21 protein-coding genes are annotated in these 19,269 nt (G+C 69.3%); 8 read left to right on the forward strand and 13 right to left on the reverse strand.

What is annotated here, in order from left to right; all coding sequences use genetic code 11:
- Positions 1-79: 79 nt before the first annotated feature.
- The 3 genes from KF837_20820 to KF837_20830 form a co-directional block, all read right to left on the reverse strand.
- Positions 80-586 (reverse strand): CarD family transcriptional regulator, encoded by a 507-nt coding sequence (locus KF837_20820; protein MBX3229774.1) that lies wholly within the window; start codon positions 584-586, stop codon positions 80-82.
- Positions 587-691: 105 nt separating this feature from the next.
- Complete coding sequence (locus KF837_20825; GenBank protein ID MBX3229775.1) at positions 692-1,630, reverse strand: Ppx/GppA family phosphatase; 939 nt, start codon at positions 1,628-1,630, stop codon at positions 692-694.
- Between the two features lie 227 nt (positions 1,631-1,857).
- Complete coding sequence (locus tag KF837_20830; protein ID MBX3229776.1) at positions 1,858-2,697, reverse strand: OmpA family protein; 840 nt, start codon at positions 2,695-2,697, stop codon at positions 1,858-1,860.
- Between the two features lie 484 nt (positions 2,698-3,181).
- Between KF837_20830 and KF837_20835 the strand changes: the two genes are divergently transcribed.
- On the forward strand, positions 3,182-3,502 hold the full coding sequence (locus KF837_20835) for a hypothetical protein (protein ID MBX3229777.1): 321 nt from the start codon (positions 3,182-3,184) through the stop codon (positions 3,500-3,502).
- Positions 3,503-4,178: 676 nt separating this feature from the next.
- Here the strand turns inward: KF837_20835 and KF837_20840 are convergent.
- The 3 genes from KF837_20840 to KF837_20850 are packed head-to-tail and all read right to left on the reverse strand — an operon-like array spanning position 4,179 to position 7,357.
- Positions 4,179-5,768, reverse strand: a complete 1,590-nt coding sequence (locus KF837_20840) for a hypothetical protein (protein MBX3229778.1) — start codon at positions 5,766-5,768, stop codon at positions 4,179-4,181.
- A gap of 56 nt (positions 5,769-5,824) precedes the next feature.
- Entirely contained in the window at positions 5,825-6,664 is an 840-nt protein-coding gene (locus KF837_20845) for a TrmB family transcriptional regulator (GenBank protein ID MBX3229779.1), read from the reverse strand.
- A 9-nt stretch (positions 6,665-6,673) separates the two neighbouring features.
- Positions 6,674-7,357, reverse strand: coding sequence for an AgmX/PglI C-terminal domain-containing protein (locus KF837_20850; GenBank protein MBX3229780.1), 684 nt, complete (start codon positions 7,355-7,357; stop codon positions 6,674-6,676).
- 55 nt (positions 7,358-7,412) lie between these two features.
- Here KF837_20850 and KF837_20855 point away from each other — a divergent pair, with 55 nt between their 5' ends.
- Positions 7,413-7,880 (forward strand): hypothetical protein, encoded by a 468-nt coding sequence (locus KF837_20855; GenBank protein ID MBX3229781.1) that lies wholly within the window; start codon positions 7,413-7,415, stop codon positions 7,878-7,880.
- On the opposite strand, the gene KF837_20860 is transcribed toward KF837_20855, so the two are convergent.
- A complete protein-coding gene (locus KF837_20860; GenBank protein ID MBX3229782.1) occupies positions 7,867-8,442 on the reverse strand; it encodes an HNH endonuclease in 576 nt (191 codons plus the stop codon). The two genes, KF837_20855 and KF837_20860, sit on opposite strands and share 14 nt — an antisense overlap.
- Before the next feature lie 117 nt (positions 8,443-8,559).
- Between KF837_20860 and KF837_20865 the strand changes: the two genes are divergently transcribed.
- Genes KF837_20865 through KF837_20885 form a run of 5 tightly spaced genes read left to right on the forward strand, consistent with a single transcriptional unit; the run spans position 8,560 to position 13,328 of the window.
- Positions 8,560-9,171 carry a cytochrome c maturation protein CcmE gene (locus tag KF837_20865; GenBank protein MBX3229783.1) on the forward strand — a complete coding sequence of 204 codons (612 nt, stop codon included), beginning with the start codon at positions 8,560-8,562 and terminating at the stop codon, positions 9,169-9,171.
- Positions 9,172-9,198: 27 nt separating this feature from the next.
- Positions 9,199-9,801, forward strand: a complete 603-nt coding sequence (locus tag KF837_20870) for a hypothetical protein (protein ID MBX3229784.1) — start codon at positions 9,199-9,201, stop codon at positions 9,799-9,801.
- Between the two features lie 43 nt (positions 9,802-9,844).
- Positions 9,845-10,675 (forward strand): tetratricopeptide repeat protein, encoded by an 831-nt coding sequence (locus tag KF837_20875; protein ID MBX3229785.1) that lies wholly within the window; start codon positions 9,845-9,847, stop codon positions 10,673-10,675.
- Between the two features lies 1 nt (position 10,676).
- Positions 10,677-11,372 carry a hypothetical protein gene (locus KF837_20880; GenBank protein ID MBX3229786.1) on the forward strand — a complete coding sequence of 232 codons (696 nt, stop codon included), beginning with the start codon at positions 10,677-10,679 and terminating at the stop codon, positions 11,370-11,372.
- 21 nt (positions 11,373-11,393) lie between these two features.
- Positions 11,394-13,328 carry a serine/threonine protein kinase gene (locus KF837_20885; protein MBX3229787.1) on the forward strand — a complete coding sequence of 645 codons (1,935 nt, stop codon included), beginning with the start codon at positions 11,394-11,396 and terminating at the stop codon, positions 13,326-13,328.
- 59 nt (positions 13,329-13,387) lie between these two features.
- Here KF837_20885 and KF837_20890 read toward each other — a convergent pair whose 3' ends face one another.
- The 5 genes from KF837_20890 to KF837_20910 form a co-directional block, all read right to left on the reverse strand.
- Positions 13,388-14,383, reverse strand: coding sequence for an FHA domain-containing protein (locus tag KF837_20890; protein MBX3229788.1), 996 nt, complete (start codon positions 14,381-14,383; stop codon positions 13,388-13,390).
- A gap of 9 nt (positions 14,384-14,392) precedes the next feature.
- Positions 14,393-15,376 carry a glutathione synthase gene (gene gshB, locus KF837_20895; protein MBX3229789.1) on the reverse strand — a complete coding sequence of 328 codons (984 nt, stop codon included), beginning with the start codon at positions 15,374-15,376 and terminating at the stop codon, positions 14,393-14,395.
- Between the two features lie 58 nt (positions 15,377-15,434).
- The gene (locus KF837_20900) at positions 15,435-16,412 is read right to left on the reverse strand and encodes a zf-HC2 domain-containing protein (GenBank protein ID MBX3229790.1); all 978 of its coding nucleotides are present in this window, start codon (positions 16,410-16,412) and stop codon (positions 15,435-15,437) included.
- A gap of 8 nt (positions 16,413-16,420) precedes the next feature.
- On the reverse strand, positions 16,421-17,080 hold the full coding sequence (locus tag KF837_20905; GenBank protein ID MBX3229791.1) for a sigma-70 family RNA polymerase sigma factor: 660 nt from the start codon (positions 17,078-17,080) through the stop codon (positions 16,421-16,423).
- A 109-nt stretch (positions 17,081-17,189) separates the two neighbouring features.
- Positions 17,190-17,816, reverse strand: a complete 627-nt coding sequence (locus KF837_20910) for a polyhydroxyalkanoate synthesis regulator DNA-binding domain-containing protein (GenBank protein ID MBX3229792.1) — start codon at positions 17,814-17,816, stop codon at positions 17,190-17,192.
- A gap of 36 nt (positions 17,817-17,852) precedes the next feature.
- On the opposite strand from KF837_20910, the gene KF837_20915 reads away from it, so the two are divergent.
- Positions 17,853-18,647: an ABC transporter ATP-binding protein gene (locus tag KF837_20915; GenBank protein ID MBX3229793.1), complete on the forward strand. Its 795-nt coding sequence runs from the start codon at positions 17,853-17,855 to the stop codon at positions 18,645-18,647.
- Here KF837_20915 and KF837_20920 read toward each other — a convergent pair.
- Positions 18,638-19,222 carry a TlpA family protein disulfide reductase gene (locus tag KF837_20920; protein MBX3229794.1) on the reverse strand — a complete coding sequence of 195 codons (585 nt, stop codon included), beginning with the start codon at positions 19,220-19,222 and terminating at the stop codon, positions 18,638-18,640. The genes KF837_20915 and KF837_20920 overlap by 10 nt on opposite strands.
- Between the last annotated feature and the right edge of the window lie 47 nt (positions 19,223-19,269).

A 19,269-nucleotide genomic window follows, 5' to 3' on the forward strand; every position in this document is an offset into this window, starting at 1 on the left:
CGCGCCCGAGCCTGAAGGCGCGGAGACAGGGCTCGCTTTCGCGCGCGTCGCTTCGTTCGAAGGTCAGCTCGTTCGAGGGTCAGTTCGAGACGAAGATCGCTTCGATCTCGTTCTTGACCTGCTCTTCGGTCTGCTCGCGCGCGATCGCGATTTCTTTCACGATCAGCGTGCGGGCGGTGTCGAGCATGCGGCGTTCGCCGAACGAGAGCTGCTTGTCCGTCTTGAGGCGGTAGAGGTCGCGGAGGACCTCGGCCACGTCGTAGATGGAGCCGGTCTTGATCTTGTCCATGAAGCCGCGGTAGCGGCGGTTCCAGGTCTGGTTGTCGAACGCGATCGTGCGTTCCTTCAGGATGTCGAAGATCTCGCGGATCTCCTGCTCACTGATGACCTGGCGCAGGCCGACGGCGCTGGCGTTCGTCACCGGGACCATGATCTTCCGGTCCGTGTCCATGATGCGGAGGACGTAGAAGCGCTGGCGCGTGCCGCCGATGTCTTTCTCTTCGATCTTGATGACTTCGGCCACGCCTTGAGCGGGATAAACAGCCTTGTCTCCGACCTTGAACTTCAACTCCGCGTCAGCGGGCATCGCGTCTCCTTCGTCTCGCGCCGCCCTTGGCGGACCGCGACGACCGGCGTCCAAGAACGACGCGGGCACAACTTCAGGCGGCCCGTACTTTAGTTCCGTGGCCGCCTACGTGTCAATGCGCGAGGCGCGCACGAGCTCTTCCGCCAGGCCCCAGCGGACGCCGCGATCGGAGATCGTGACCGCGTCGGCGCCGGCGTGCTCGAGGTAGGCGAGCGCGACGAGGCCTCCCGCGACGATGACGTCGGCGCGCTTCGGCTCGAGCCCCGGAAGCCGCGCGCGCTCCGCGAGCGGGACACGCGCGAGCTCGGCGACGACGCGCTCGATCTCCGAGACCGACAGCGTGAGCCCGTGGACGCGCGCGCCGTCGTAGGCCGACATCTCGAGCGACACCGCCGCGAGCGTGGTCATCGTCCCGGCGATGCCGACGGGAGGCACGTCGCTCGCGAACGCGGGCACGCCGGCGAACGCCGCCCGCGCCGCGGCGCGCACGGCGTCGAGCTCGGCCGGCGAGGGCGGGTCCCCGCTCACGTGCCGCTCCGTCAGCCGGACGCTGCCGACGTCGTAGCTGTGCGCGTAGAGGAGCGCCGTCGATCCGCGCTCTCCGTGCACGATCTCGGTGCTCCCGCCGCCGATGTCGAACACGCGCACCTTCGTCCCCGCGGCGATGGCGCCGAGGCCGCTCAGCGCGCCGGCGAACGTGAGGCGAGCTTCTTCGTCGCCCGAGATCGTCCGCGCCTCGACCCCGAGCCGCGCCTTCACGTGCGCGCGCACCTCTTCGCCCCCGCCGGCGTCGCGCATCGCGCTCGTCCCGACGACGTCGACCCGCGTCGCCCCCGCCTTCTCGATCACGTCCGCGTACGCATCGAGGGCCGCGTTCGTCCGCGCGATCGCCTCCGGCGCGAGCCGCCGCGTCTTGTCGACGCCCTGCCCGAGGCGCGTGATCGTCGCGCGCTCCTCCACCGCGACGAGCTGCCCGTCCGCTCCACGCTCCGCGACGAGCAAGAGCACCGTGTTCGTCCCAATGTCGACGCTCGCGACGCGCATCCCGCCGCGATGTTCGCTCACCCCCAAGAGCTTCTCAAGTTGCTCAACGCCCACCGGCCTCCGACTTCACCGATCGAGCGCTCGCGGCAGGCACTCGCGAGCCACCCCCGGAAGGGGCCCCAGAAGCGGCCGCGAAAGCGGTCGCGAAGCGACCCTCGCGCACCGCGCGAGGGCCGTGTCTGGGGTGGGGGTGTCGGGGGCAAAGCCCCCGACGTTGAAAGCCCTCCCTACTTGATGTTGCCGAGGTTCAGCATCTCCTCGACGTTCGGCTGAACGACGAGCTCGACGCGGCGGTTCTTCGCCATGTCGTCCTTCGTCTGCGACTCGACCGAGCCCGCGATGGGGTCGAACTCGCCGTAGCCGACGGGGGCCCAGCGCTTCGGGTTGAGTCCGCCGCCGTTGACGTCGCCCTTCTTCTTCGGGTCCGCCTTGTGCTCGTCGACGAGGAACAGGTTGACCTGGCGCGCGCGCATCAGCGAGAGGCCCCAGTTGTCCTTGAACTGTCCGCCCGTCGGGTACTTCGCGTTGTCGGTGTGGCCGGCGACGAGGAAGTAGCGGTTGTTGAGGTCCTTGTCGGAGCGAATGACCTCCGCGACCTGGCTGAGGACTTCCTTGCCCTGCGGCTTCAGCTCGTCCTTGCCGGAGTCGAAGAGGATGTCGCCCGGGAGCTGGACGACGAGGCGGTTGTTGCGCGGCACGACCTTGACGCCGACGTTATTGAGCTTGTCGAGCTTCGAGCGAAGCTCGCGGAAGCGCTGCTCGATGATGGCGAGCTGGTCGGCGCGCTGCTTGTACTCGGCGAGCGCCTGCTTCAACTTGTCCATCTCGGCCTGCGACGAGAGGCCGGCCTGACGCGCCTGCTCCTTCAGCTTCTCGATCTGGTTCTGCGCGTCCGAGTACTTCGCCTGATCGTCCGCGATCTGCGCCTTCGCGGCCTTCATGTCGGCCGAGAGCTTGTCGATCTCGCGCTGCTTCGCCGCCATCTCTTCGTCGGTGTGGCCGCAGCCGGCGATCGCGAGGGCCATGGCGACAGCGCCCGACCAAACCATGAACTTCCGCATGCTCATCTCCTGTCCTGTGAACGGGCTCGTCGCGTCGATGATCGTCGCCCGAAACTCCGGCGAAGCTACCGAGCGGAAGGCACGTGCGTCAACGGCCGGTCGTCCTGGTCTCGTGCACCGCACTCACGCGTGATGCGATCGCGATCGCGCATCACCACGCACGAGCGAGGCGATCAAAAAAAAAATTTTTTCGCGAAGGCGCGATCTGCCCACATTCCAGGGCGATCCGTGATGCCTCGACGCGATTCCAGAATATTTATCAATTCAGGAACCAACCGACATTGCGACGAAACGCCTGAAATTTAGCCATGAGTGGGCGCATGACCCGAATCGCTTGAATCGTCAAGGTCTACCTCGCGAGGAGCAAATGCCGCCGCTCCAACCACCGGAGCGCTTGCTCAGCCTGCTCACTCGTCAAGTTTTTTTGTTTGACATGTAACGTAGGTGACCATATACGTCATGTAGATCACCTCTGCAGGAGGATACGAATATGGCTGCTAAGAAGAAGGCTGCTGCGAAGAAGACGAAGACCACCAAGAAGGCGGCGGGCAAGACCGCGTCGAAGAAGAAGGCGGGCGGCAAGAAGCGCGCCTCTGCCAAGAAGGCTGGCGGCGCCAAGAAGGCTGCCGGCGGCAAAAAGCCTGCCAGAAAAGCCGCCCAGCCTAAGGCGGCAAAAACTGGGCGGTCTGCGGCAAAGAAGGCGTCTGCTCCGGCCAAGTCCCGTGGCAAGGCGTCTCCGCCGGCCGGTGTTCCGTCGATGTTGGGCGGCGCTCCCACGTCTAGCGCTGGGCTGGACGAGGGCGAGGAATAGGTCGACATCGACCAACCTCGGGTCAACGCCAAAGATCATTGCAGTTTTTGCCGAATCCGCCGAGCTGAGCTCAAGCGGGTAAGGCACGGACGAGAGGGCGCTCCCCAACGGGAGTCGCCCTCTCGTCTTTAATGGCTTCACGTCGTAGCCCGAGTGGACTGATCGCGGCGTTCGCCGTCTTTATGGCTTCAAGTCGTAGCCCGAGCCAAGCCGCCCGACGTCGAGGGCAAGCTCGGGATGCCGGCCATCGCTCGAGCCTCCCGGCTGAGCTCGTGGCCGCGTAACGGTCGGCGGGTCAGACTTAAACTGGCGGTCCGGCCTTCGGACTCCGAGATCATGGGGCTTTTTGCCCTTGTGGCCGGAACATCCCGAGCTCAGCCGGGAAGTATCGACGGATTGAACGCGCCCGGGATTCCCGAGCTCAGCCGGGAGAATCGAGCGGTCGAGAATTTGAGCGGCGTCAGGCATCCGGGGACCGAGCGATCGAGCCAGACATCCGACCTTAGCCGGGACGAGGGGCGCGAGACTTGAAGCGTGCCCGCTCCACCCTGAGCTCGGATCCGTTCGGAACGGATCGGGCTTCGCCTTGAACGGGCCGAGCCCTCCTCTTCATATGAGCAGCGGCGCCAAGGGCGCAGGTGAACGTCGATCAGGTACGTGTCAGACGTACAGTAGCTCACTCGCCCAGGTAGAGCTTCAGCGCTTCTGCTGCCTGGCGGCGATCGAAGGCGACTCCCTTGAGCTCGTCGCGGTGGCCGATCTGCTCGAAGAGGTCGGTGAGGAACTGGTAGAAGCGCTCGGCTTCCGCCACCGCGCGTTCGAGACGGCTCGGATCGAGGAGGTCCGTCTCTTCGAGCGCGCCGAGGGCGCCGATGAACGCGTCGAACCGCGGGTAGTCGGCGGCGCGGAGCAGCGGGTAGCCCATCGCGTCGAAGTACGAGAGGAACTCGCGCACGAACTGGAGCGACGACGGGCCGCTCCATCGATCCTCGCGCGTCGGCGTCGCGCGCGCCTTCGCCCCGAACGCGCGGACGATCTGCGCGAACATCCAGACGTCGCGGCGAAGACGGAGCGAGAGCGAGCGCCGCACCGCCACGTCGTCGAACACGCCGTGCTCGTCGAGCCGCGCGCCGAGCGCCTTCCCGAGGACGAGGACCGCGTTCTGCAGCGCGGGCCGCAGGTTCGACGCGACCGTCGCGACCGACGCGCGGAGCTGCTCCGTCGACGCCCCGCCGTCCGGCGCCATGAAATCGTGCTCGAACGCGCGCCGTAGCTCGAGCCGCACGTTCGCGGAGATGCCGCCGAGCGTCGACTTGATCGAGAGCAGGCGATGCGCCTCGGCCGAGAGCTCGTCGTGCCGCGCGTGGATCTGCGACGCCGGGATCTTGAACAGCTCGCGCTCGAAGCTCTCCGCGAGCTGCTGCCCGGTCTGCTTGCGCAGGTAGTCGGTGAGGGCGCGTGCGTCCGAGCGCATCACGCTGAGGACCACGTACACGAGGCCGGCGGGGCGCTGCTGCCGCACGACGCTCTCGAGCAGCGTCACGTAACGGAGCATCCGGAAGAGCGCGAGGAACGTGAGCGCGACGAGGCGCCGGGCCTGCTCTCCCGGCACCTGCCGCATCAGCTCGAGGACCCGGACGTTGGTGATGCGATCGAACTCGGGGCGGAACTCGAGCGCGACGAGCGGGTTGAAGAACGCGGACTGCGCGACCTCGCGATGCGCGACCGACATCGCCGCGTAGAACAGGCGGAAGGGCACGCGCGGCAGGCGCGTGATGCCGCCGTTGACCTCGAGCAGGTTCGTGAGCGCGTGACGCAGGAGGAAGAGCGACTCCTCGGGCGTGTCCTGGCTCGCCGCGCCGCGAACGAGCTTCGTGCGCGCGGTGTCGTCGGGGAGCAGCATCTCGAGGTAGCGCTGGAAGACGAACGCGCGGTCTTGCTCGCCGAGGAGCTGGCGGCACAAGACGATGATCCGCTGCATCGCGTCGCGCGAGAGGACCAGCGCGTCGCGGTAGTCGAGCGCGACGATCGCGGTCTTGCGCGGCGGACCGGCGTGGTTCCGCGGGTTCGCGAAGCACGCGAGCCCCTTCAGCAGGACCTCGAGCTCGAAGAGCGTCTCCTCGCGGCGGGCGACGTCGAGCCGCGCGAGCCACTGTTCGCGCGCGATCTGCTGCTCGCGGCGGAGGCCGCGCGTCTCCTTGATCAGGTCGGCGTAGGCGTCTCCGCCGGCGGCGGGCGGGGCGAGGGAGCGCGCGACCGCCGTCATCGAGCGCGGCGTGAGCGAGCGCGCCGGCATCGAGCGCGGCGGAATGCGGGTGTCGCTCATCGGGCCGCCTTCGCGCGCGGGCGCGCGTCCGGTCGCGCGAGCAGCGTGTCGAGGCGGCCGACGCGGTCGCCGAGCATCCGCGCCATCACGTCGCCGACGTCGCGCTGCTGCCTCTGCGACAGGAGCGTGATGTCGAGCGCGACCTGGCTCGTCGCGATCTCCGCGATCGCGGGCGTCTCGCTCACGACCGCGTTGTCGCCGTCGTTCATCTCCGTCGCGCCGATGAGGGAGCGGCGATCGTCGGCGACGACGACGAGCCGGTGCTTCCAGAACTCCTCGAGCCCGCGCTCGGGCAGGCCGTAGCTGAAGGTCTCGACCGGGAGCGGCGGCAGCTCGGCGTGCGAGAACACCACCGCGTAGACCTTCCGCTTCGCCGCGCGCTTCAGCTCCGGCGAGAGCTGCTCGATCTCGCGCGGCCAGCCGCTGATCACGAGCCGGTGCTGCGCCCCGCGCACGAGGCGCTCCGCCTCCTCGAGGATCCGCGCGTAGCCGTGCACCGTGAACGCGTCGGGGGCCTTCGGCGCGACGTCGAGATCGCGGATCGCCTCTTCGAGCTGCTCCGTCGACGTCTCGAACCGCTTCCGCAGGAGGACGAGCAGGTCCTCCGCCGGCGCCGGCGCGAAGCGCTCGGGCGAGCCCGCGATCGAGCGCGCGGCGCCTGCTTTCACGAGGCGGCGAAGCACGCCGTACACCGCCGAACGCGGGATCTGCGCGCGGACCCCGACCTCGTAGCCCGTCGCGGGGCTCTCGACGAGGAGCGCGGCGTACGCCCGCGATTCGTTCAGGCTGAACCCCACCGCCACGAGCGCCGAAACGATCCGATCCGGCTCGCTCATCCCGAGCGACTACTTTCCGCCGCTGCCGGCCGGCTTCGGCGTGAACGTCCTCGGGTGGAAGTCGAACGGGTAGTGCGCCCGCGTCTCGTAGCCGCCCTTGCTCTCGGCGAACTTGATCTTCTTGATGATGTCGATGACGCAGTTGGCGACGCCCTGATCGAGGATCTGGCTCTTGCTCGTGTCGAGCGACGCCTCGGTGACGTTGCCCTTCGGGTCGATCGTCCACTTGATGTCGAGGTTCCCCTCCATCCCGGGATGGGAGGGCAGCGCCTTGTCGTAGCAAGCGCGCGCGTCCTCGCGGCGCGCCTTCACGATCGCGCTGATGTCGGCGAGGCTTCGCCCCGGCTCGTTCGCGCTCTTGCCGCCGGTGCTGGCCGGCCCGCTCTCGCCCTTCGACTCGGTCTCGGTGTGGACCTTGCCGCCGAGCTTCGCGCCCTGCAGATCGCCGCCGTCGCCGAGCTGGGTCGTCGTCGTCGTCGGTCCCACCGGCGTCGGCTCGCCGCCGCCGCCGGAGGACGACTCCGCCGCACCGGACGACCCGCCGCCCGACGACGAGAACGTGCTCGACGGATCGTCGCTGCCCGAGCTCGAGGCCGGGGTCTTCGGATCCTTGGGGTCGCCTCCGCACGCGGCGAGGACGAAGACGAGCGACGCCGACGCGGCGAAGGCAGCCCGAAACAGGATGGAATGCATGACGCGACGCTACCCGATCGGCGCAAAAGAAGCATCCGGGTGGTAGTAGACATCCGTGGCTCGGATCCGCGCGCTCGCCGTCGTCGTCGCCGCAGCAGGCGCGCTCGCCGTGTTCGCGTGCGACGACGTCGTGATCGACCGGCCGTGCACGAACATCCCCCCGAACGGGTGCCCGCTCGCGAACGGCGTGTCGTGCGCGGACCCGCGGTGCGAGGCGATCTACCTGTGCCGCCGCGGGAACGTCTGGGAGCGCGGCGAGACGTGCCCCAATTTCGATCCGGACGCGGGGGCGCGCGTGGTGCCCGACGCCGGCGATGACGCGGGGCTCGTCGAGAACCCGAACGCGCCTCCCGGCGCCTACGGCGGACCCGGCTGCGGCGTGCTCCAGGAGCCGGACTGCACGGTCGGCCTCGGCCTCACGTGCACGAACGGCTGCTGCGGCTGCGAGGACTTCTTCGTCTGCAGCGACGGCGCGTGGGACCTCTGGGCGATCTGCGCCGACGGCGGCTTCACGAAGCTTTGAGGAACGGCTCCCACTCTCGGTACTTCGTGCCCGAGCCGAGGAGGAGCTGCGCGGTCATCGACCACTTGGGTCGGAACGGCCGTCGCTGGAGGCGCATGTTCGCCTCTTCGGGCGTCTTCCAGCCCTTGCGGAGGTTGCAGACCCGGCACGCGGTCACGAGGTTCTCCCAGGTGTCGCCGCCGCCGCGGGAGCGCGGCATCACGTGGTCGATGTTGAGATCGCGGAGCGGCGGGGTCTTCGCGCAGTACTGACACTGGTGCGCGTCGCGGAACATGATGTTCCGGCGCGTGAGCCGCACGGTGACCTTCGGCGTGCGGTCGTAGCGATGGAGGTGGAGGACGCGCGGGATCCGGAGCGACCCGCCGATGATGGGCACGCTGTCGTCGTGGTCGCGGACGGGGAGGTGGCGCCAGAGATCGAAGTCGTATTCTTCACCGTGCTCGTCCAACGCGTGAGCGGCGCCGCCGTAGAGGAGGACGAACGCGCGCTTCGCGGTCGTCAGCTGAACAGGCTGGAACACTCGATTCAGGACGAGGACCGGTCTCGAAAGTACGTCGGTCATGGAAACTACCTGCTCAGCATAGCATCTGATCTGTGGATCGGCCCGGATCCAAGGCACTTTTTGGGGAATACGAGGCCACGGATGACGTTGACCCGGGGGAGGTGGCAGGTAGTCTCCATGAACGCGATGGCCGACGACGGGATCGAAAAAGAAGAAGCGCGGAGGCTCGCGCTCGAGTCGGGGCACATCGTCGAGCAACCGGCGCCCGTCGAGCTCCCGGTGCGCCGTCGCCGTGAAGAGGACGAGGAAGAAGAGGAGGAGGGCGCCGCGAGGAAGCGGCTCCTCCTCGTCATCCCCCTCGTCGCGGCCGCGGCGGCGATCGTCGCGATCGTCCTCGTCGGCATGCAAGACAAGGGGATCTACTCGAAGCCCGTCGACGAGCTCGTCGCTCAGAAGGGCAAGTACGTCGGGAAGGCGGTCCGCGCCGAAGGCACGCTCGTCCACGGCTCGATCGCGAAGCAGGATAGCCCGTGCGAGTACCGCTTCCGCATCGAGAAGAACGGGACCGAGATCCCCGTTCGCTACGCGAAGTGCATCGTCCCCGACACGTTCAAGGACGTGCCGGGGATGGACCTCGGCGTCACGGTCGAAGGCGAGCTGAAGGCGAGCGGTGACTTCGAGGCGTCGAACGTCCTCGCGAAGTGCCCGAGCAAGTACGAGATGAAAGAGAAGCAGGCGAACGGCGAGAAGGTCCCGCACGTCGCGGTGACTCCCGCGATGACTCCCTGAGCTGCGATCGGCTACGCTCGGGCTCGCATGCCGGGTCCGCTCTATTGGATGGAAGCGTTCGCGCGTGCACGCGGGCTTCGTTACGAGCCCGACGCGGACGAGCGCTGGCTTCGCGTCTGGGAGCCCTACACGACGACGCGCGTGCCGCTCCGCTACGAGCACGCGCTCCTCGCGACGGGGAGCATCGGATCGATCAGCATCGCGCGCGCGGTCCTCGAGGTGCCGAACACGACGCCCTCGCCGCACCCGCTGCCGCCGGTCGAATACGGGACCTGGATCGCGATCGTGCAGGACGAGCGCATCACGACGAGGGCGGCGGTGACGAGCGACTTCGGGAGCGTCTTCGCGGAGCCGCTCGACCTGGTGTCGATGGTGCGGTTCGCCACCGGCGACGCCGCGTTCGACCACGTGTTCGCGTCGTTCGCCGGGAGCAAGGAGGACATCGCGACCGCGATCACGCCGAGCGTCCGGAAGCTGCTCCTCGGTTGGCGCGTGCCCATCCACGCGGAGACGCGGCAAGGTGGCTTCATCCTCGTCCCGGTGTCGCTCGGCCCGGACGAGCGAGGGCTCTCCTGGATGATGGACGCGGTGTCGCTCTTCGGGGAGAAGGCGACAAAGCGGAGGACTTGAGGACGAACGCTTGTATGCTGGGCGCCGTACCGACCACCTCGACATGAGCCGACGAACGCAGATCTTCGGTGCTGGCGTCCTCCTTGCGGCCGCGCTCTCGAGGCCGGGGATCGCGGCGGCGCAACCGGCGTCGTCGTCGCCGCCGGCCCCCGCCGCGAGCGACTATCCGCCGTGCACGCCGAAGGGGGACAGCGAAGAGGGGAAGCGGAAGTACATCGCCGCGCGGCAGGACTACGACGAGGGGAACTACGACTCGGCGCTGAAGCGCTTCAAGGACGCGTACGCCATCGACTGCAAGCCGGAGCTCCTGCTCCTCGTGGCGTCGACCTACGAACGCAAAGGCGAGCGGCAGCAGGCGCTCGCCGCGCTCGAGGCCTACGTCCAGCGGGCGCCGAAGGACTCGCCGGAGATGCCGACGACGCAGGCGAAGATCGAGAACCTGAAGAAGCAGATCGCCACCGCGTCGCCGCCTCCGCCGCCGCCGCAACAGCCGCCCCCGCAGCCGCAGGTCGAGCAGCAGGAGCACACGATCTGGCCGTGGCTCGTGGTCGGCGCGGGCGTCCTCGCGGTAGGCATCGGCGTCGCGGTCGTGCTGACGTCGCCGGACCTGCCGGAGGGCTGCAGCGAGGACACGTTGAAGTGCACGCAGCAACCGGGACAGTCGGACGTGGCGTTCCAGAAGGCGCAGGACCAAGCCGGAGCTGCCAAGTGGCAGCCAATGTGGGGCGGCGTCACAATCGGCGGTGGTGCCGTGCTGATCGCCGGCGGTCTCGTCTGGCACTTCCTCGAGCCCACGGGACCGAAGGAGAACGCGCGCCTCACCCCCTCCGTCGGTCCCGGCTTCGCCGGCCTCTCCTACGGTGGCAGTTTCTGAGGTGCCCACCTTCGAGCCCGTCGTCCTCACCGCGCGCCGACAAGCCGGCGCCGGGCTCCATCTCGTCACGCTGACCCCACCCGAAGAGATGGCCGCGAGCTATCGCGCGCCCGGTCAATACGTGCAGGTCCGCACCGACTCGGGCTCCGGCTTCTTCGTCCTCGCCGGCGAGCTCCACGCCCCCTCGTGGGAGCTCCTCGTCCGCAACAACGGCGAAGCCTCCACCGATCTCACCGGCGCGCCGGAGGGCACCGTCGTCAGCGTCGCGGGGCCGCTCGGCAAGGGGTTCCCGCTCGAGCGCGCGCGCGGTCGCGCCCTCGTCGTCGCCGTGGCCGGCAGCGCGCTCGCGGTCGCGCGACCGATCCTCCGCGACCGCCTCGCGCATCGCGAGGCCGCGCTCACGAGCGTGTACATCGGCGTGCGCTCGTCGCGTGAGATCCCGCTCGTGGAAGAGGTCGCCGGCTGGGCTCACGCCGGCGCGCGGCTCGTCCTCTGCCTCTCGCGCGCGAGCGACGACGACGCGAGCGTCCTCCCCGAGGCGCTGCGCGGGGAGGGCTACGTCCAGCGTGTCCTCGCCGACGACCTCGCCGCGCGGCGCTCCGCGGGCGGCGTGGTGTTCGCGGCCGGACCGGGCGGGATGCTCACGGATTTGCGCGCCCTCGCCGGCGATACGCTCGAGGTCGTCACCAACGTCTAATTCCGATAGCCTGGTCGGCGGATGAGCAACGTGTCCGAGCTGCCCAAGGGCGCCGTGCGCCAGGGCGGGAAAGAGGAGCTCCGCGCCTCGATCCTCAAGACCTACCTCCTTCGGATCCGCTCGGAGAAGGGAGAGCGGACCGTCCGGTCGATCCTCGAGAGCGCCGGCATCGATCCCTCGATGGTCGACAACGAGACGGGCTGGGTCAGCACCCAGGCCGCGCGCCGCGCGCTCCGCGGGATCTGCGAGCAGCTCGGCTCGGTCGACGCGCTCCGCAGCCGCGGCGACTGGGTCACGAACGCCGAGGCGCTCGGCTCGATGGTCCGCATGCTCCGCACCGCCGAGCAGCCGGTCGACGCCTACGTGTACCTCGCCGAGAACGCGCGCGAGGTCACGCGCGTCGGTCAGTGGGACTTCGAGCTCCCGGGCGACGAACCGCCCAAACCGGTAGAAACGACCAAATCGCCAGAAGACGAGAACGGCCCGGAGACGCAGGCCGAGAAGGACGACGCGAAGAAGCGCCTCCCGAAGGACAAGGCGAGCGTGAGCGCGGTGCGGCTCATCTATCGCCACCGCTCCGACGGCTACGACGACGCCGACAAGCCGGATCCGCAGACGGAGGCCCTCTTCTGCGCCGCGCGCGAGGGCGAGCTCGCGTCGGTCACGCGCATCTGGGGGAAGGGCGACGCGAAGGTCACGCACGAGAAGTGCATCGCCAAGGGCGACGACTGCTGCTCGTACCTCGTCGAGTGGAGCGCGTCCGCGACGAAGAACACCGCCGTCATCGCCGCGGCCGGCGCCGCGGTCGTGAGCGGCGGCGCCATCTTCGCGGCGGGCGGACCGGTCGCCGGCGCCATCGGCGCGATCATCGCGGGCGCGCTCGGCTTCGGCGCCGGCAAGATCTGGGACAAGTCGAAGGTCGAGGCGTCGGGCCGGTCCTTCGAGAAGAACCGCATCGCCGCGCTCGAGCGCGGCCTCGATCTCCGCGGCGAGGCCACGCAGGCGGCCGTCCCCGGCGAGCTGACCGGCACCGTCCTCGGCGGCAAGTACCGCATCGGGAAGAAGATCGGCTCGGGCGGCATCGGCGTCGTGTACGCGGCGGAGCACAACACGCTCGGCCACGAGGTCGCGGTGAAGGTCCTCCGCGGCGCGGCCGCGCGCGACGGCGGCGAGATCGCGCGCCTCCGGCGGGAGGCGTACATCCAGGTCAACATCGACAACGTGAACGTGTGCAGAGTGCACGATCTCGATCAGATGCCCGACGGGTCGATGTACGTCGTCATGGAGCGCCTCCACGGCCGCTCCCTCGCCGACAAGCTCTCGCGCGAGCACGTCATCGCGCCGGGCTTCGCGCTCCCCGTCTTCATCGGCGTGTGCCGCGCGCTCGCGGGCGCGCACAAGAAGGGCGTCGTCCATCGCGACCTGAAGCCGGGCAACATCTTCCTCTGCGACGACGGCACGCCGAAGGTCCTCGACTTCGGCATGAGCAAGCTCACGACCGCGGAGTCGCTCACCCAGGCCGGCTACACGCTCGGCACGCCCGAGTACATGGCGCCCGAGCAGTGCATCGGCGCGAACGTCGTCGCGCAGACGGACCTCTATGCCTTCGGCGTGCTCATGTACGAGGCGCTCACCGGCGAGCTCCCGATCGTGGCGCAGAGCCGGCGCGAGCTCCTCGATCTGCACCAGCGGCAGATCCCGGTCCCGATGCGCCAGCGCCGCCCCGACCTCGACATCCCCGAGGCGCTCGATCAGGTCGTGATGAAGTGCCTGAAGAAGCGGATCAACGATCGCCCGAAGAGCGCGGAGGAGCTCGAGGCGATGCTCTCCGCGATCCCCACCGCCGGCCTACCGACGAGCTACGACCGCCGCCCTCGCCGCCCCCCTCCGATCGAAGAGACGAACCAGACGCTCCCACAAATGAGCAGCGAACCCCCCCCACCGCTCAACAAGTAAGCGGAGCCTCTCGCGGGCGGGAGAGCTCGAGAGGGCAGCGCCCTCTCGAACGAGACAGACTACTTAAGGACCCAGACGAGCCCGGCGAGGCTCGCGCCGATGATCGCCACCGCGACGCCGACGACGAGGACGTCGACGAGGCCCCAGGTCCGTCGCCGTGGACGGCGCACCGTGACCGCGGCGCGGGAGTCGGGGCCCTTCGGGAGCTCTGCGATCGCGGCGGCGGGCGCGGCGGACGGGGGCGCGGCGACGGCGGGCGGGCTCGGTGGGCCGGCGAGCGACGAAGGCGGCGGCGGCTCCGCGTCCGGCGGGAGCTTCTCGTCCTCGAGGCTCGCGAGGTCGGCGAGCGCGACGCTCACCGGCTCGTCGAGCGCGAGGACCGACGCGCCGATGCGCAGCATGTTCGGGCCGCGCCACGGCACGTCGCGATCACTCGCGATGCGCTGCTCGCCGAGGTAGACGCCGTTGCTGGAGCGGAGATCGCGGACCCAGACCTGCCCGCCGCGACGCGTGATCGCCGCGTGCTCGCGCGACGCGTCCTCGTCCGCGAGCGGCAGGTCGCAGCGCTCGGCGCGGCCGGCGAGGTAGCTCTTCCCGTCCTCCGCGAGCACGAGCTCCGCCCCGAGATCGGGCCCCTCCGCGACGCGCACCTTCACGCGCGTGTCTTCGCCGTGGGCCTCCATCGCCTGCCGCACGAGCGCGAGCGCGAGGTCGCGGGTGGCGGCGCCGAGGTCGGGCGTCGCCGCGCGCTGCCCGATCGCGAGCTCGAGCCACACGCGACCCACCCGCACGAGATCGCCTGTCTTCACGAGGCGCGGCGTGTGCGGCGGCAAGCGGACGCCGCCGACCCAGGTGCCGTTCGTGCTGCCCTCGTCGACGACGGCGAAGCCCGTCCCCTCCGCGCGGACGCTCGCGTGGCGGAGGCTCACGCTCGGATCGGGGAGGCGGACGTCGGCGCCGTCGCTCCGGCCGATGACGACGCGTGGACCGTCGAACGTGAGCGACGGAGACTCGCCGCTGCTCTCTTCGCGCCGGACGGTGACGGTGACGGGCATCGGTGCCGGCTAGGCCGACGACGTCGGCGCGGGGATGCTGCGGAGCGCAGGCCGGAACTGCTCCGCCGCGCGCTCGGCCCAGGCGATCACGTCGTCGGAGACCTCGCGGCCCTGATGCTGGCTCAGCTGCTGGATGCCGGTCGGCGACGTGACGTTCACCTCGGTGAGGCGCCCGTCGATCACGTCGAGGCCGACGAAGACGAGGCCGTCCTGCGCGAGGCGCGGCGCGATGTCTTCGATGATCGCGTGCTCGGTCGCGGTGATCTCGCACGGCTCGACGCTGCCGCCGACGTGGATGTTGGAGCGGAGATCGTCCGCGCGCGGCACGCGGTTGATCGCGCCGAGCGGCTTCCCGTCGAGGAGGAGGATGCGCTTGTCGCCCTCCGTCACCTTCGGGATGAACTCCTGGACCATGACGAGCCGCCGCCCCTCGTCGGAGAGGAGCTGGATGATGGCGCGCGCGTTCTTGTCGCCCTCGCGCACCATCATGACGCCGGTGCCGCCCATGAGGTCGAGCGGTTTGATGACGCCGATGCCGCCGACCTCCTTCACGAAGGCCATCACGTCCTCTTCCGACGAGGTCACGACCGTCTTCGGCATCCAGCGCGCGAAGTTCAACGCGTAGAGCTTCTCGTTCGCCTCGCGGAGGCCGCGCGGATCGTTGATGAGCACGGTCCGGCCCCGCAGCCGCTCGAGGAGGAGCGACGTCAGGTGGTACATCGTGTCGAACGGCGGATCCTTTCGGATGAACACCGCGTGCGCGTCGGCGAGGCGATACTCGAAGCCCGCGCCGAAGACGGTGTGCGGCGCCACGTTGCTCACCTTGATCGGCTGCACGCGCGCGTACACGTCGCCGCCGCGGACGACGAGGTCGCGCGGCTCGCAGTGGAGCGACTCGTGGCCCTTGGCCTGCGCGGCGCGGAGGAAGGCGAACGTCGTGTCCTTGTCGGGCAGGACCCGATCCATCGGGTCCATCACGAAGACGAAGCGCATCGGCCGAACCTTAGCCCAGCCTTGCCCGAACGCTCAACGCTCGTCGCCCAAGACGGAGCTACTCGCGCTCGACCGCGGCGACGTACTGCGCGCTCGTCGAGTCGTCGAGGTCGCTCGCGACCGCGTAGCCGACGTCGCCGTGCTGCGCGACCGCGACCGAGTAGCCACGCGCCTGGCCGACGCGGACCTCCGCCGTGCCGACCGCGCGCGGCGGGAGCTGCTCGGCGCTGCGGATCTGGACGCGGCGCGGGTCGTAGATGAAGACGCTGACGCGCTGCACGTCGCCGGTGGGCCGGACGACCTCGTACTGCAGCATCGCCGCGCGCTCTCCGCCCTGGACCGGGAGGAGGCGGCCGCCGACGAAGCGCGCGTTCTTCTCGAGCTGCGGGACGTGCACCGGCACGCCGACCTCGCGCTCGAAGTTGCGGACCTCGCGCGAGTCCGCCGTCTCGGGGCGGATGGGGCGCGAGTGAACGTCGACGAACTGCTTCACGAGCTCGTCGTTGCCGAAGCCGGCGCGCGCGGAGGAATGCGCGTCGCCCGCCGCCATCGGCTGCCGCGCCGCGAAGCCCCACGCGAGCGCGATCGCCGCCGCGCTCGCGACGGGGATCGCCGTGCGCCAGTGACGAAGCATGGCGGGCCTGGGCTTGGGCTTGGGGGTCTTGTCAACGTCAGGGGCTTCGCCCCCGACACCCCCACCCCGGGACACGGCCCTCGCGCTGGCGCGCTCGGGGCGCTGCGCGCCCGCTTGCGCGGCCGCTTCCCGGGGGCCCGGTTCGGCTTCGGCGTCCGGCTGTGCGACTTCGGCCGTCATGGCGGCGAGGAGGCGGGTGCGGAGGTCGGTTGGGGCGGTGGTCTTGACGGACTTCTTGAGTGAACCGCGGATGGCTCGGTCGAGCGCGGTGCGCTCGCGGCAGGTCTCGCATGCGCCGAGATGGTCATCGATCTCGACGGTCTTTGCCGCGTCGAGCTGACCGTCGGCGTGCGCTCCGAGGAGGCGCGCGATCGAGCTGCAACGAGAATCAGACGGGTTCACTTCACCACTCAAGAGGCTTTCCTTTTGGCTCGGTATGCCGCGAGGTCCGCGGGCTGGTTGTTGGACTTCTGCTCGCTCACCGGCTCGCCCCTAACGATACCGAGAGCCAGCGCGTGATTGTAGAGAGATCGCTGAAGGAGCTTCCGGCCACGATGGAGGCGGCTCATCACCGTCCCGATCGGGCAGCCCATGATCTGCGCGATCTCCTCGTAGCTGAACTCCTCCACGTCGCAGAGGATGACCGCGATCTTGAACTCGGTCGGGAGCGCGTCCAGCGCGCGCTGGACCTCGCCCTCCACGATCGGCATCAGCGCGGCCTGCTCCGGATCGCGGAGCTGACGCATCGTCGAGGCGCTCACCCACCCGTCGACGAGCGGGTCCGCGTCCGGGCCTTCGAGCACCGAGCGCTCGAGCCCGCCGCGGCGGTACTTGTTGATGAACGTGTTGGTCAGGATCCGGAACAGCCAGGCCTTCAGGTTCGTGCCCGCGTGGAACTGCTCCCGCGCCTTCATCGCTTTCAGGAGAGTGTCCTGGACGAGGTCCTCCGCCTCGGAGGGGTTCCGCGTCAGCTTGCAGGCGACGGCGTAGAGAGCGTCCAGGTGACCCACGGCCTCCTGAGCGAAGGCATCGGAATCACTAGGTTTGTTCGGCGTAGAAAGCTGGTTCATCAGGGGTTTACGCCTTTCTCTCTGGCGGGCGTAACCACGACGTTAAGGCCACTATTCCGGCGATCTAGGTCCGGCCTGCGCTTTGCCTATTTGGCGAAACCCCAGCCTTTTACTCGCCCCGATTGCCAGATTTGAGCTTCTGCTCGAGCTCCTCGACCCGGGCGTTCAGGCGCTTGATGTCCTGCTGGAGCTGCTGCCACGGCAGGAGGTTCGGGACCACCGCCTTCACGCGCTCGTCGATCTTCGTCTGCCAGTCCTCGAACGCGTCTTTTGCCTGCTCGACGAGGCTCGGCTTGCTCGACGCGGCGGCGACCACGCCGTTCTCTTCTTGCGGCGGCGGCTCCTCCGGCACCTCCGGCTTCCCGGGCGGCTCGCTCTTGCCGCTGCCCGGGATGAGGCGGCCGATCGGGCCTTCGCGGAGATCGGAGAGGACCTTCTCGGTGCGCTGGTGAATCAGGTCCTTCAACGTCTGGAGCGGGACGTTCTTGCTCGAGGACGCCTTCTGTTTCTGCTCCTCGTAGATGATCTGCGCGAGGGTGACCTCGGTGAGGTCCTCCTTCGTGTTGTTGTCGATGATCTGCACCTCCTCGCCGCCGCGGACCATCTCCGCGATCTGGAGGAGCGTGACGTACCGGCTGTCCTTCGTGTCGTAGAGCTTCCGGTTCGAGTACCGTTTCACGACGCGGCGCGCCGGACTCTCGGTACCTGCCGCGTTGTCCTGGGCCTTGTCGCTCACCCGTCCAAGATACACCAACGCGGAGCGTCGGAAAGCGTGGCAAACGACGGTGGAGGTTCGCTCGTTCTTCGTGACGTCTCGGCAGGATACGGCGCGGCCGAACCGCTGCTGCGCCGCGTCGATCTGAGCCTCGCCGCCGGCGAAATCGTGTGCGTCCTCGGCCCGAACGGCGCGGGAAAAACGACGCTCGTGCGCGTCGCGTCAGGGCTCCTGGCTCCCGCGACCGGCGAGGTGCGACTCCTCGGCGAGCCGCTGGCGGGCAAGTCGCGCCTCGAGATCGCGAAGGTGCTCGCGGTCGTCGAGCAGATGCAGGAGCTCTCGGAGGCGTTCACCGTCCGCGAGGTCGTCGCGCTCGGGCGCGCGCCGCATCAGGACGCGTGGATGCACACGACGGCCGAGGACCGACGCATCGTCGACGACGCGCTCGCGCGCTGCGACCTCGTCGCGCTCGCGTCGCGCTCGGCGCGCGCGCTCTCGGGCGGGGAGCAGAAGCGCGTCGCCGTCGCGCGGGCGCTCGCGCAGGAGCCGCGCGTGCTCTTGCTCGACGAGCCGGGCGCGTTCCTCGACGTGCGTCACCAGCTCGATCTCTACGAGCTCCTCGCGCGCTCCGTCGCGCGCGAGCGCCTCGCCTGCCTCGTCGTCATGCACGACCTCAACGTCGCCGCGCAGTTCGCCGACCGGGTGGTGCTCCTCAAGCGAGGCGCCGTCGTCGCTTCAGGCGCGGTGCGCGACGTCCTCACGCGCGACATCGTGAACGACGTCTTCGACGCCGCCCTCTACGTCGGCGAGCGCGACGGCGTCCCGTTCTTCCTCCCGCAGCGTCACAAGTAGCGTCGAACGATCTCGTCGAGCGCGCTGTCGCTCGTGACGCCCTGGCGGATCGCGACGACCTTGCCCGTCTTCGAGATCACGATCAAGGTCGGCAGGTTCGAGACGTGGTACGCGCTCGCGATGCGGTTGCCCTCGTCGTAGACGACGGGGAAGCCGAGGCGCTTCGCGCGGACGAAATGCGCGGCGAGCCCGTCCTCGTCGCTCGTGTTCACGCCCACCACCGCGAGGCCGCGGTCCTTGTAGCGCTGCGCGATCGTGTTCACGATCGGCGCCTCCGCCTGGCACGGCCCGCACCACGTCGCCCAGAAGTCGAGGACCACCGTTCGCCCGCGCAGGCTCTCGAGGCGGAGGCGCGTCGGGTTCGCCTCCCCGTCCGCGGCGAGGACGCCCGCGTTCGCGACGATCTTCGCCTCGAAGGCCGGCGCTTCTTCGTCGAGCGAGACGCCCTCGCAGCCCTTCGTCGCGCGCGGAATCAACGCGAACCCTGCCGCGAGCGCCAGGACCGCGATCGCGGCGCGCATGTTGCCGGCCGGCTCGGTCGGCGCCCCAACATCACGAGCGGTGCCGTCGATCATGCCCTTCGCATAGCACGGGCCGTGTTGCGGAGCGCCATCGCTCGGGC

This window comes from Labilithrix sp. (assembly GCA_019637155.1).
In the GTDB taxonomy this organism is placed as follows: Bacteria; Myxococcota_A; Polyangia; order Polyangiales; family Polyangiaceae; genus Labilithrix.